This is a genomic window from Streptomyces sp. NPDC091371 (genome assembly GCF_040684275.1).
Lineage (GTDB): Bacteria > Actinomycetota > Actinomycetes > Streptomycetales > Streptomycetaceae > Streptomyces.
Genome location: NZ_JBFBFP010000024.1, coordinates 51922 through 64880, shown reverse-complemented (window position 1 = coordinate 64880; position 12959 = coordinate 51922). Strand labels below are relative to the sequence as shown.

General features: G+C 67.0%; 9 protein-coding genes. 6 read left to right on the top strand and 3 right to left on the bottom strand.

What is annotated here, in order from left to right; genetic code table 11:
- Positions 1-87 precede the first annotated feature (87 nt).
- The 3 genes from AB0O21_RS24505 to AB0O21_RS24495 all read right to left on the bottom strand — a co-directional run bounded on the left by AB0O21_RS24505 (position 88) and on the right by AB0O21_RS24495 (position 5398).
- A complete protein-coding gene (locus tag AB0O21_RS24505) occupies positions 88-2376 on the bottom strand; it encodes an AIPR family protein (RefSeq protein ID WP_365173889.1) in 2289 nt (762 codons plus the stop codon).
- Positions 2377-3618: 1242 nt separating this feature from the next.
- Positions 3619-4560, bottom strand: coding sequence for an SUMF1/EgtB/PvdO family nonheme iron enzyme (locus AB0O21_RS24500; protein ID WP_365173887.1), 942 nt, complete (start codon positions 4558-4560; stop codon positions 3619-3621).
- A 64-nt stretch (positions 4561-4624) separates the two neighbouring features.
- Positions 4625-5398 carry an aminotransferase class IV family protein gene (locus AB0O21_RS24495; protein ID WP_365173884.1) on the bottom strand — a complete coding sequence of 258 codons (774 nt, stop codon included), beginning with the start codon at positions 5396-5398 and terminating at the stop codon, positions 4625-4627.
- Positions 5399-5931: 533 nt separating this feature from the next.
- On the opposite strand from AB0O21_RS24495, the gene AB0O21_RS24490 reads away from it, so the two are divergent.
- From AB0O21_RS24490 to AB0O21_RS24465, 6 genes are read left to right on the top strand one after another with little or no spacing between them, the layout of a single operon-like run.
- Entirely contained in the window at positions 5932-7218 is a 1287-nt protein-coding gene (locus AB0O21_RS24490; RefSeq protein WP_365174003.1) for a glycosyltransferase family 4 protein, read from the top strand.
- The gene (locus tag AB0O21_RS24485) at positions 7209-8210 is read left to right on the top strand and encodes a D-2-hydroxyacid dehydrogenase (RefSeq protein ID WP_365173882.1); all 1002 of its coding nucleotides are present in this window, start codon (positions 7209-7211) and stop codon (positions 8208-8210) included. Before AB0O21_RS24490 ends, AB0O21_RS24485 begins: the two co-directional genes overlap by 10 nt.
- Complete coding sequence (locus AB0O21_RS24480; protein WP_365173879.1) at positions 8210-9319, top strand: radical SAM protein; 1110 nt, start codon at positions 8210-8212, stop codon at positions 9317-9319. Before AB0O21_RS24485 ends, AB0O21_RS24480 begins: the two co-directional genes overlap by 1 nt.
- Positions 9316-10422 (top strand): hypothetical protein, encoded by a 1107-nt coding sequence (locus AB0O21_RS24475; RefSeq protein WP_365173876.1) that lies wholly within the window; start codon positions 9316-9318, stop codon positions 10420-10422. The genes AB0O21_RS24480 and AB0O21_RS24475 overlap by 4 nt, the downstream gene beginning before the upstream one ends.
- 14 nt (positions 10423-10436) lie before the next feature.
- A complete protein-coding gene (locus AB0O21_RS24470; RefSeq protein WP_365173874.1) occupies positions 10437-11234 on the top strand; it encodes a radical SAM protein in 798 nt (265 codons plus the stop codon).
- Positions 11234-12955, top strand: coding sequence for a carbamoyltransferase C-terminal domain-containing protein (locus AB0O21_RS24465; RefSeq protein ID WP_365173871.1), 1722 nt, complete (start codon positions 11234-11236; stop codon positions 12953-12955). Before AB0O21_RS24470 ends, AB0O21_RS24465 begins: the two co-directional genes overlap by 1 nt.
- The last annotated feature ends 4 nt before the right edge of the window (positions 12956-12959 follow it).

The window sequence follows — 12959 nt, the reverse complement described above, 5'->3', positions numbered from 1 at the left end:
GCTGCGCGACCCTACAAGGTGGCACCGACAATGCCGGCCCTCCTGTCGTCCGCCGCCGTTCCTGGCGGAGGACAGGAGGGGCGCTGGTCATGCGCTTCCTGCCGCCGTCTCATCGGCATCGGGCTCGTTCCCCACCAGAAGATCTGCCTCGGCGCGCGCCCGCTCCGCGATCTCTGCCAGCGATCCGCTTTCCGGCAGGAACCACCGGAGAGTGCCCTGGGTGGACTGATCGGCCCCGGATGCCTGCCGGCGCATCATGCGGGCCAGGCCGCTGGGCGAGTACCACTGGTCGTCGTAGCACCATTGCAGCTGATCGGTTGCGCTGTTCCGCCAAATCGCCTGAGATCGCCTCTGGTCCTCGGCGAGCCACTGCGGCATCTCCCGGCGCTCGGGACCGGAGTAGGGTCGGTACTCGAGCACAGTCCCGTCTGGGATTGCCCCTTGCTTGACAAGTGTCTTGACTGCATTGACCTGGCGGCCCGAGGAGGCCGACGCCTGATAGTCCGCCGCAAGCTCCGGGGCCGGGCTGTCCGAGGACATTCCGCGCAGCGCTGTCCGGGCCACCTGGCGGATCTTCTCGGTGTTTCGTACAGCGGCGATGATGTGGCTGTTGGGCCCGTACTCCACGTCGACGGCCTGCAGGGACCGGATCAGGGCTTCGCCGACCAGTTCAGGCACCCGGGCCAGCTGCGTGTCCCAGTCGAAGTCGGGATCCGACATCTTCCTGGTGTCAAGCTGCCGGAAGATCACATGCGTGACCAGGAGATCGCCGTAGCCGGCCATCGCGGCTGCCCGCCAGACCAGCCCCTCCCGGATCTCCTGCAGATGGCCACGCACCGACCGCAGCAGCTGCACACAGCGCCACACCCGGAAGGCCGCCGGGTCCTTGCCGAACAACGCCTCGTAGGTCCCGTCCTCCCAGAGGCCGCCGAGGTCGCGCTTGGCGAGCGCCGCGTACTCGGCGTTCGGGTGCACCGCGGCCAGGGCCTCCGCCGCCTCGGTGATCGTGCACCCGTGCTCGGGCGCGGGCTCCCGCTCGCCCCGCTTGATCACATAGGCGAGGCGAAGGTCGAAGGCGAAGGTGTCCCGAAGTGCGGTCTGCACCGGATCGAGTGACTTGAAGTCGCGTTCCTCGATCGGGTTCTGGGTGTTGGTGTTGGTCGTCACCAGGTCCCCGAACCCGGGCGGGCAGTCCTCCAGGGAGATCAGCCGTACGAGAACGCGACCCTGCTGGGCTGCCTCAGGGTTCTCGTCGTACGCCTTGTGGATGGCGCTCACCGTCTGGGCCCCGTTGACCACGCTGACGCCTTCGACCAGGAAGTCGCCGACCCCTCCTGTGACAGCTTTGCGTGTCGGCTTGATCCGTTCGCAGAGCATGGTGATGCCGTTACTGAAGTACCAGAAGTGCTCCGGGGCGTCCGTCAAGGTGCCGCGTATCTTCACGTTGACATCGGTCAGGTCGAGGGCGTCCCGGATGTTGCGGGCGAACAGGCCGCGACGGTGCTTTCCGTAGAGCTCAGCGATCTCCGGAGTGGTCATCGTGCCGTAGTACGCCTTGTACGGCGTCGTCTCCTGGCCGAAACCCTCGAGTCTGACCGTGGCGTCCACCTTAGGGGTGGCTGCGTCTCCGAGGGCGGCCCGGCGGAAGTCGCGCAGGTCGAGGACTTTGTAGTCGACCATCTCCTCGACCTCGTTGAACTGCTTGATCTTGCGCTCCAGCAGCTCCCGGATCTCCGGGCCGAGGGCATCTGATCTCATCAGGGCCAGCACCAGAGTGATCTTCGGGGCCTCCTGGGTGCCGTCGTAGCACTCCTCCAGTACCTGGACGTGCCGCTGGAAGCGCCCGTTGAACTTCGAGAACCGGAGATCGAGGAGCAGGTCGAGCCCTTCGACCATCTTGTGCACCTCGGCCTCGCCGAATTTGCCCCTGCCGTTGTCGCTCCACTTCGCCTGGACGAGGGAGATCCTGGTCGGATGCCGGCGGCGGTCGATGGCTATCGCGTCGAGTCCGCGGTCGTCGCCACCGTCGAAGACGGCCTGGGCGCACTCCTCGTCCGTCAACGGGTGCTCGATGCCGATCGCCATCGCCGCCAGCGCACGGGTGAGGCGGTGCTCCCGGAGCTTTTCCTCCGACTGGCTTCCCAAGTCGGACGTATCGATCAGGCTGCCGAAGCGTTCCTCAAGCACCCGCTGGACGGGGCGGACCAGCGCCACACTCATGCCATGCTCCTCTTCAAGATCACCACTCTGGGTGACCTTAGTGCCGGAGAGCGTAGCGAGGAAGCGGAATGAGACAACTGACCGAGAGGTGATTTCGCTGCCCGGTGGCCTGATGGTGCGGTCGCTCGGGGTCACGAATTGCGTGATCGTCCACACGTGCCAATGACGGACGCGGGCCAGGAGCTGGCCGTCCGGCGGATCGTCCGGCTCGCCAGGACCGCGGGCTCCGACGGCTCCCGACCCCGGTACAGATCGTCGCTCTCGGCGTTCTTTGCGCAGGCAGGCCCGGTGATGGTGAGCGGTTCCTTCGACTGTGCGGACGAGGGAGTGAAGCAAATACCACCTGTCTGCCACCCCGACCACGTCAAGGCAGCGGCCTGGCTGACAGGTTCGACGTGGCGTCACGAATCGCAGAACTGTCCGCGGACAGGCTGGGGCCGCCACAGCGAGCAGACCCGAGACGTGGTGGCTTCTAACTGGCCAGGGTAGTGACGAGCCAGTGCCACGATGCCCTCTCGTAGGTGGTACCGAACTCATCGACGGTGGTGAAGCCGTCCATCCATTTGCCATGACCGTGGTACTTGGCCAGACAGGAGCACGTACACAAAGGGCCCTGCGCGTTCTTGCACCGGGGATTGCACCGCTCTCGTGGGTTGTACTCGCGCCCGAGGATGAGTTTTGGGTGGCGTCTGAGAAGCTTGCTAAGCATTGGAAGGAAGTGCCCCTTCGGAACTGTCCAGCACTCGCTGTGCAAGTCCCACATGGGCGGGGTCTTGGTGCTCAGTAGGCTCTCGATCAGTGCAATATGCCCCAACGATGTGGTCGAGGGTAGCCAGATTCTCACCGCGCCGGAGGCCGGCAGGGCGATCGACGCCCAGTGCCGCTGCCGCCAGGGGGGAAGCCAGCCAGGGGCCGGAAGTTCCATTACTGCATGGGTGCGCCGCCATGCGCCCTCGTTGTCCGAAGAGGACCCAGCGTCGTGCATTGGTTGCTGCCCTGCACCGTTGCAACGCGCCTCGCTGTAGGCGGTGAGTAGATGCGGTGCCACGCGTCCGTCGCGAGTGAGTTCAACCTGTTGAACGCAGTGCGGGCATATAGACATGCCGTCTTTGTACACCTGGGTAGCCCTAACGAGTAGGACAGTCTCACCTGTTGACCACAGCTTCAGAGCTCCCTGTGCAGCAGTTCGGTACTGGCAGCCTGCCCGCCCTTGCCACGGTGGCGGGTGATGAGGCTTGGAAATCGTGAAATCGGGCGGGGGGAAATTTCGTGTCGGTCATGGCGGCTGGGCGAGGACAAGTGTCCGCAGGAGGGCGAAGGACGCCCGCCCGTAGGACCTGCGAAGTCTGCGGCCGGGCCGGTGCCCGGCTCGCCGGCCGCTAGACCGCTGTCGGCTGCTCACCCTCCGAGCAGGGCCTCGATGCTGCTCGCAGACGCCGCGCAGCGGAACCCTGTGTCGTCGTCGAGCATGTCCGCGGAAGCGTCGTTGAAGACAGCGGGGATGGCTCGCGGGAAGGGACTGGTCCAGGCGCCGGCCTTCAGCTCGTAGCGACCCGGCTCGGACCGGGTGGAGCACCACTCCCAGGTGTTGCCGCAGAGGTCGTAGACCCCGTATGGGGAAACGCCGCTGTGGTACCGGGACACCGGGGTCGTTGAGCCGATACCGCTCTCTCGCGAGTTGCACTTGGCCGGCGTGGCGCTGTCGCCCCAGGGGTAGGTCTCGCCGCGGACGCCGCGGGCCGATTTCTCCCATTGTTGGGAGCTCGGCAGTTCCTTGCCCGCCCAGGTCGCGTAGGCCGTGGCGTCGTACCAGGTGACGAAGACGACGGGGTGGTCGAAGATGCTTTCCGGGCACTTGCCGCGCGGCCAATGCTGGGGTGGCTGGTGCTCGGTGGCGGCCACGAAGCGCGCATAGTCGCTGTTGGTCACTGGGAACACGTCGATGTAGAAGGACGGCAGCCAGATTGGCTTGTTCTCCTCACCGCACAGGAAGGTGCTGGCCTCGACCAGGGCCATCTTCTTGCCGTCGAAGGGGTGGCGGACCTGGTGTTGCTGAGGTTGCGGTCCGGGGGGCGGTGCCTCCTGCGCAGGCAGTACGGTGCCCAGCGAGCGGGCGAGGCTGGCGAATCGTTCGTGGACGTCTCGGGAGGAGCTGGATAGGAGGGTGTCCAGGGCGGCCTGGTTCACCTGCCTAAGGCGGATCGTGTCCTTGCGCGCTTCCCATTTCGACACCATGCGGTCGCTGACACCGAGTCGCGCGGCGAACTCCTCGGTACTCATGCGTGATGCCTCGCGTAAGGCCCGGACTTCCAGCCCGGACCACCGCTCAACTGTGGCCACCCCAGGACTCCTTGTTGCAGTTGGTCCTTGCCAGCCTAGTCACTTGGAGCCGGGGACCGGACCGTTACAACAAGTCGCCGGGGATCTCCATGTACAGCTTGCGGAGCGTGTCGATGATTGCGGGGGATTCGGGCAGGCGGATGCCGTCGATGCCGCTGATGGCTCGGACGCCGATCGCTGCGTTCGTGGCGAAGGCAGCCTGCATGTTCGGCAGATCGGACAGCCTGATAGGCGTGGAGATGTGGTCGTGGGCTTGCTTCAGGAGCTCCATCGTCACGCCGACGAGGCAGTCGGCAGCCGGCCAGATTACTTGGGTGCCGTCGAAGAAGCCGATGTTCCAGGTGCCGCCCTCAGAGATCACTTGATCCTGGTCGACGAAGAGGGCGTCGTCGAATCCTGCCAGCTGTGATTGTCGCCGGTGATGGATGCTGGCGAAGAGGCCGACGCTCTTCACCTTGGCTACGTCGCGCACGTACGGCGTGGACTGCACCCGGAGAGGGGGGAGCGGGAGCGCGCCTGCTGTCCGTGAGGTTACGAGGACATGTGGATCGTTCGCAGCGCCCGGACTTCCGAGGTCGAGTCGCGGGTCGAAGATGGTGACGCGGACTGTTGTGGATCCGGTGGCGGGAGCAGCACGACGTGCCAGCTCGCGGACACGCTGCGGGTCGAGGTCGACACCAAAGAGCGTCCGGCAGTCCCGCCGAAGACGGTCCATATGCAGTGACAGGCCACGGACACGTCCGTCGTCGACGCGCATGGATGTGAAATGACCGTAGTTGGTCAGCGCCAAGGTCTGCAGCTGTCCGAGCTCGACCGGTTCTCCGTTGAGTTCTGCCATGTGGCCAGGATGCCACCCTGAGGGTGCCTGTCAGCGGTGAAGGGCCTGGTAGGGCGCCTAAGTTCGGTGAAAGTTCGGTCTAGGGGCGGTCGGAGGACGTACCGACGGCACAGCGTCTGCCACCAAGCTTGTGCGCAGCAACCAACTGGTGGAGGACGAGGTTCATGAAGCCCGCACCGCAAGGCCGTCAAGGGGCAGTCCAGCCCCCGGTCGCGACGCTTCTTGATCGTCGCGGCCGCCGCTGGCTGGAGTTCGCTGCACGGAGTGGCTGATGGAAGGCGCACTGATGATCGGCCTGAGCTTGGGCCGCAGAGGTGGGCTGCAGCCGAGGCCGTACTACATCTCCTAGACCGTGGCGGCCGGCGTCTGGCTGCGGTCGGAGGACTGAGCAACGAGCGGTCCGTTGGGGCACCAGTCTCTGACCGGCCCGAGGCCAGTCATCTCCCGGCCCGACCTGGTGCTGGAGACAGAGGCGCCACGACACGAGCGGGCCCTGCGATGGCCACGTCGCCATGGAGGACTTTGTGAACAGCATGCTGAACCTCGTCTACGACAGCGGCAGGAGTACCGGAGCGCCTGGTGCCGGCCGCGACGGGCACGTCGTAGTTCTGGTCCATGAGGGGGTATACGGCGCGGTCTCCGGAAGCGGGTTCAGTAACCGGGCGTTCCTGACCGCGCTCGCGCGGATCCTGCCATACGGCAACCTCGTGGTGGTGCCAGTCCTGCTGCCTCAGGGGCACCCTGGGCGTGATCCGCTCTGGGCGGCCGAAGTGGAAGGGATGCTCGCGGACGCCGGAGCATATGTGCTGCCCGTGCGCGGCGCCTCGCTGCTGGGGACTCCGGTCGACTGCGAAGCCTTGTGCTATCTGGCCGTGCGCCGGGCCGCTGCCTACCTGAAAGGTGGCGGTCTGCTGGTCGGCTGTGATGTGCCGTTCCTTGCTGTCGGCTCTTACGCCCCGGAGGGCGTGGATGTCCTGCTCGTGCCCAGGTCGACGGCGAAGCTCACCCGACCGGGTGACCAGGAGCAGATCGCTTGGGAACAGCGCGGGCTGAACGCAGCCGCGGAACGGGGCGGGCGCATCGCAGCGATCTCCGCCCACATGCGCAACCACCTGGTCAACGTCTACGGTCTGCCCGCCCGCGCCATGCTGGACCTGCCGAACGGGCTGCTGGATACCGAAGGGCGAATGGAGCCGGCTCACATGCTGCCGCTCCCCGAGAGTGCCGAAGCCGGGTTCGTGCTCGCGATGGGCCGGGCGGAGGCGTCCAAGGGGTTCGCGGATCTCCTGCACTCGCTTCGGCTGCTGGCCGACGAGCGTTTTCCCGTACCGCACCTGGTGCTGGTGGCCGGCAGTCGGTCGGGCGAGTCGAATGCCCACCAGAAGCACTTGCGCGGCCTTCTGGATAGGTACGACCTTGACGCCACTCTGCTTACCCGGTTCGACCCGCGTGTACGAGGTTGGCTGCATCACCCGAAGCTGCGGGCTGTGGTTGTGCCGTCGCGGACGGAACCGTTCGGACGGATCCCGCTGGAGGCGTTCGCCGCGGGCGCCGGACCTGTGGTGGCGACCACCGCCGGTGGGCTGGCCCAGACCGTACTGGACGGCGTAACCGGGTTCTCCGCCCCGCCGGCGGCACCCCTCGCACTGGCCTTGGCGCTCCGACGGGCTCTGGAGGCGTCCCCTGAGGAGCGTGCCCACCTGGCGAAGGAAGGTGCGCGACTCGTCGCCGAGCGGCACGACTACGTGGCCACGATCCAGGGGGCACTCGCTGAGTGTGCGCCCTGGCTGTTCAAGGCCCGAGCGGGAGGATGCGGGTGACCGGGAAAGTGGTGATCGCCTTGAACTCCCCTCATAGCTTCTGGGCGATCAGCAGCGAGCATCTGGATTGGCTTCGTGAGGCTTTCCCCGACCTTGATGTGTGCGCTGTGGCGGACGATCAGCTGCCCGTCGCTCTCGCCGAGGCGGATGTGTACTTCGGATGGCGGCTCGAGGCGGGCTGGCTGCCCTTCGCGCCCCGGTTGAAGTGGGTCGCCACTCCGGCTGCCGGAACCGACCACTTGCCCGCCTACGAGATCGCCGCATCCGGTGCAGTGCTCACCCGCTCGTTCGGCTTTCATGCTCAGCCGATGGCCGAGCACGCCATGGGTATGATCCTGGGCTTCTCCCGGGGCCTGCTCACGAGTGCCCGGCTACAGAGGACGCGGCGCTGGTGGAAGGATGATCTCGCGGCGGAGTTCTTCGATCTCGTCGGCGCGACGATGTTGATCGTCGGCTGCGGCAACATCGGAACCCATCTGGCTCTGCTGGGGCAAGCGTTCGGGATGCGGGTGATCGCCGTGCGCCGCAGTCTGCCCGCAGGCCCTCGACTCGGCGTCGAGTGGCTGCCAGCCGCGGACTGGAGGCAGGCGCTGCCTGTTGCGGACGTGGTCGTGAACCTGCTTCCTGGCACCTCGGACACGGCCCGCATGTTCGATGCGTCGGCGTTCGCCGCCTTCAAGCCCGGCTCCGTGTTCGTGAACCTAGGCCGGGGTTCCACAGTCGACCAGGCTGCACTGCTGGACGCCCTTGATGCTAGGCCGTTGCTGGGCGCCGCTCTCGACGTCACCGTTCCACGACCACTGCCCCGGCGTGACCGGCTCCGGCGCCATCCGCGGGTCCTGCTCACCCCCAAATCTGCTGTGTTCTCCAGGGCTTACATGGACGGGGCGGTGCGCTTCTTTGCAGACAACATGCAGCGCTACCTCGCCGGTCGCCCACTCCGGGGCGCAATCGAAGGCGCACTCCCCGACACGACGAAAGGAATCGGCTGATGGTGCTCGATGCCGAACATCGCGCGCTGCTGGAACAGTTCGCGGCCACGAATCGAAACCACCCGTATCTGGCATTCACGCTGAACTCGATCTGTGACCGCGACTGCGTCTTCTGCAAGCCGCGCTGCATGCCGGACTACGGGCACAAGGACACCACGCTGAAGGTTCCCGACTACGCAGCGATCGCGCGCGCGGCGGGTCGCTGGGGTATGCGCAAGGCGCACTGCTCCGGAGGGGAACCCACTCTGCGCAAAGACATCCTCCACATCATCCATGCTCTGGCCGAAGGGCTGGGGAAGGCCGCGCAAATCGGCATGACCACGCACGCCAACCTTCGCAAGGGGCTGAGCGTCGAGGCGTTCGCGGAAGCGGGCCTGACCTACCTGAACGTGAGCCTCCACAGCACCGACCCCGGCCGATCCCACGACATCATGGGCGGCGGGGACCCGCAGGTTTCCATGGATGCCATCCACCAGGCCCTGGACCTCGGACTCAAGGTAAAGATCAACTGCGTGCTGATGCGTTCCTACATCGAGGACGCGTGCGCCGTCGCTGCGCTCGCCCGCACCCTGCCGGTGGCGGTGAGGCTGATCGAGCTGCAGAACATCGGCCCCGCCCAGGACATGTTCGATACCGAGTTCATCTCGGAGGCCGAAGTCCGGGGCCGACTGGGCGAGTGGTTCGCCTGCGCCGGGGAGGTCTCCCGCGCCCAACTCGGGGTTCGTAGCCCTGGCCAGTACCTCCAGCCGGATGGCTGGAAGGGCTCAATCGGGTTCATCTCGAACTCGTCGTGCGCGACCTGCTCAGACGCGAACCGCATCAAGATCACCCCGAGCGGCGTGGCCCGCCCTTGCATCCTCCACAACCGCGACATCCAGCTTCGCGACCACCTCAGCGCCGGCACCCTGGACGACGCATTCGCACACCTGCTCACCTCCATGCTGGAGCGCAACAGCAACCCGGCCTGGGGTGGCTATCACTACGTGGACTACGACTTGCGGTGGGACCGTATGGAACGCCCCGAAGGCGCTCCCGTCCTCCTCCCGGTGATCGGAAGTACCAGTGGCGGCGGCTGCGCGGTCCGGCAGGCGGGTGGATCCGGGCAGTGAGCGGTCTGTACGAATCAACGGCCGGCCTGTATGTGGATGAGCTCGGCCGCGCTGGGGCGCATCCGCTCATGGTCACGCACAAATGGGAGCGCCCGGATCTGATCGCCCCGCATTCGGACCTCGACCTGAGGCTCATCCTCGATGCCGCCCCTGCCTCATGGGAGGAGTTCAACGGCAGTCTGGCCACGGCCCACACCGCGGCCGTGGCCGTCGATTCGGCGCACGGCCGGCTGCTGGAACATCCGCCAGGGTTCGCCTTCACTGCGCAGGAGCTGGACGAGGGACTTGTCCAGGGCGCGGAGGTGACCACCTGGTCTCTCCTGCACGGGCAGCAGGAGAGACTAGGGACCTGGGCGAAGGCCGCCGAGGTTGAACCGTGGACCGCCTCCGATTCCCGCTTCTACCGGGCTCTGCTGCGAGCCCGTGTGGGGGGCCGCTACCGGCTGTCCCAAGATGCGACGGACAACGTGCACTGGGACGTGATCGGCTATCTACGGCACTGTGTGGCCTGGCACTACGTCGCCCCGTGCTGGTTCGCCGCCGCGTGCCTGGCCACCCGGAGCCGTCTGCCGGGGAAACTCGTGGCACTGACCGCGTGGAGGCCGGGCAGCACGGTGGGCCATGCCGAACGGTTCGCCGCCCATGCGGAATCGGATCCCCAGCCCCGCGAGGACCCTCGCCAGCTGCTGCGGCACGCGCACGCGGCAGTGGATGCCGCCATGCGGCACATCTGCCCTCCCGATGCCGACCCGCCTGAGGAAGACCCGCGGGTCGGGCGGGCGCGGGCGTGGACCATGGCGGTGGGGATGCTCCGGGTGAAACCGGCCCGCTGGTGGTACTACCTCAACCCGCCTCCAGGCGTTGCCACCGGCTACCTCATCGCCCGCGAAGCCAAGGAGTTGAGCACGGCGGCGCCCGTACTGGCGCGCCTGGCCGAACAGGGCACGGCAGCAGAAGGGCGCATGGCGGGCGCGATGGCCGCCGTACTGCCGCCACCCGGAACGCCCACCACAACCCAGGTTCTGCGGGAGCTACTCGACCGATGGCGCGCGGCTGGCTCCGCTGTCGAGGACTTCCTGACCGGCCCGACACCGGAGAATTGAGGGGGATCACAACTATGACCGCCGCGCTCTTACCCCCACGGGTACTGAAGACCGCCAAGGTGAAGATCACCACGAAGTGCAACAGGTCGTGCGACTTTTGCATCTTTGCCGACGGTGCTCACGGCGAGAACATGAGCCCGGAGCTGTTCAGCGCAATTCTGGACCGGCTCAAAACCGTCCCGTTCCGTCAGCTACACATCAATGGCGGCGAGCCCACCGTCCACCGCGGCTTCCCCGACCTGTCCCGGCTGGCCCGCGCCCGATTGCCCGACACCGTGATGGTGCTGGGCACCAACGCGATCACCCTGGCCCGCAATCAGCGGCTGTTGAACGTGACCAGGGAGGTGTACGACCAAGTCCTCATCGGCTGCGACGACGAGCATGGAAACTACGACGAGGTCCACCAGGTTGTGCCTGTGCTCCGGGGCGCGGGTAAGACCGTTGTCGTCAACAGCGTCCTGGAAGCCATCAGCAGCGACCGACTGGACCAGCTGGCCGCGCTGTGCGCAGAAACCGGCGCGATCCACATCACCAACCACGTCCACCACATCGACGTCGGCCAGGCCGAGAACCCCCTGGGGGGACTCTGCGCCCGTTACCTCGACCAGCACCTCATGGTTGAAATCGACGGCTCCTGCTACCGCTGCTTCAACGCAATGGCCAAGGAGGACAGCGAATTCACCGTGTGGGACGACGACTTCGCCCAGAAGGTGTTCGCTCCGCGCGCCCAGCACTATCGCTTCTGCCTCAAGTGTCACGAATACACCGACTCCGGGCACGCCGTCGTGCCCGCGCCCGCTGGAGCTGCCTGATGCCTGTCGCTCTCGGCCTGAACTTCCACCACGACACCTCAGCTGCGCTCATCGTTGACGGGCAGCTGTACGCGGCTGAAGAGGAACGCTGGTCCGGCCTAAAGCACCATCGACCCCACGGCCAGCACAAGGGCGTACTCACCTCGCCCACCGCGTCCCTCGCCTGGTGCCTGGAGGCTGCCGGCATCGAGCCCGACCAGGTGGACGTCGTCTGGGCTGCCGGGATGCGGCCGCACCCGGTCGGCGGGCAGTGGCTGGCCACCGAACACGAGGAACTCTCCGCCCTGCTTCCGGACCCACTGGGCCAAAGGCTGCGGCTAATGTCCCACCACACCGCGCACATGCTCTCCGGCTACCTCATTTCCGGACTCGGCCACGCTGCTGGCCTCGTCATAGACGCCGGGGGCTCACCCCTCGGCGCAGACTTCGGACCCGGCAGGGAAAGAATCACCGGCTACGACCTGCGCCCAGGCCACATCGACCGCGTCCACCAGACCCTTCCCGGCCTGTGCGCAGGGCCGACGGGCGTTGAGCGCGTCCACCACTCGCTTGGGCACTTCTACCGCAACATGGCTCACCGAGTGATCCCTCCGGGAGACGAACCCGAGGGCAGCATGATGGCGCTGGCGGCCTACGGCGACCCGGCCCGCTACCGGAAGCCGATCGGCGAGCTGATCCACCTCGGCGACGACGGCACTGTCCGCATCACCGCCCCCTACGGGTCAGTGGACAGCCGCACCCCGCTCATGGCGGGTGGTCGGGCATGGACGCAGGCCGGCGTCGCCAACGTGTCGCTGAGTGAACGTGCCGACTTCGCCGCGGCAGTCCAGGAGGCGTTCGCCGCCGCCGTCGTCCACACCGCCCGACACCTGCGCCGGCTGACTCGCGCAACGGACCTTGTGTTCTCGGGAGGTTGCGCCCTCAACTCTCACCTCAACGGCACCCTCGCCCAGGACTCGGGCTTCGACGGGTTGTTCATTGCTCCCGCGCCACATGACGCGGGGACCGCTGTCGGAGCCGCCCTCTACGGATGGCACCACCACTTGGGGCACGACCCGCTGCCCGCACCGGCCGACGCCGGGTGGGGCCCCGTCCCGGGCACCCTGCCCCTGCGGGATGTCCCCGAGGGCTGGAAGAGCCTCGGCGAGCTCGGTGACCGCCTCGGACCCACCGTTGCCGGGCTCCTCGCGGGGGGCAGCATGGTCGGATGGGTACAGGGCCCCATGGAGTTCGGACCGCGAGCACTGGGGCACCGGTCGATCCTCGCCCACCCCGGTGTCGCAGACAGCCGCGACCGCCTCAATACGATCAAGCGGCGCGCGGGGTACCGACCGTTCGCCCCGGCGGTCCTCGACACCCACCTCGGTGATTGGTTCACCGGCGACGCAGACCCGTTCATGAACCGCGTCGCCCGTATCCGGCCTGAGCACGCCGCAGATGTCCCGGCAGTCGTCCACCACGACGGCACAGCCCGCGTCCAGACCGTCACCGCCGGGCACACCGGCCTGGGCGGCCTCTTGGAGGAATTCCGGCAGCAGACGGGCCTGCCGATGTTGCTGAACACCAGCTTCAACCTCAAGGGCACGCCGATCCTGCGGACCGCCGCGCAGGCCGCTCAGGCCGCCGCCGGGCTTGGCCTCGACGCGCTCGCTGTCGGCACCACCCTCCTGGTCGCCGATCACGGTCAGCACGCCGCGCCGGCCCGGGGGTGGGCGGCGTGACCGA

Bases quoted from the DNA above. Each gene is read 5' to 3' on its own strand.
- AB0O21_RS24495 (WP_365173884.1), bottom strand. From the start codon at position 5,398: ATGGCAGAACTCAACGGAGAACCGGTCGAGCTCGGACAGCTGCAGACC.
- AB0O21_RS24490 (WP_365174003.1), top strand. From the start codon at position 5,932: ATGCTGAACCTCGTCTACGACAGCGGCAGGAGTACCGGAGCGCCTGGT.
- AB0O21_RS24485 (WP_365173882.1), top strand. From the start codon at position 7,209: ATGCGGGTGACCGGGAAAGTGGTGATCGCCTTGAACTCCCCTCATAGC.
- AB0O21_RS24480 (WP_365173879.1), top strand. From the start codon at position 8,210: ATGGTGCTCGATGCCGAACATCGCGCGCTGCTGGAACAGTTCGCGGCC.
- AB0O21_RS24470 (WP_365173874.1), top strand. From the start codon at position 10,437: ATGACCGCCGCGCTCTTACCCCCACGGGTACTGAAGACCGCCAAGGTG.
- AB0O21_RS24465 (WP_365173871.1), top strand. From the start codon at position 11,234: ATGCCTGTCGCTCTCGGCCTGAACTTCCACCACGACACCTCAGCTGCG.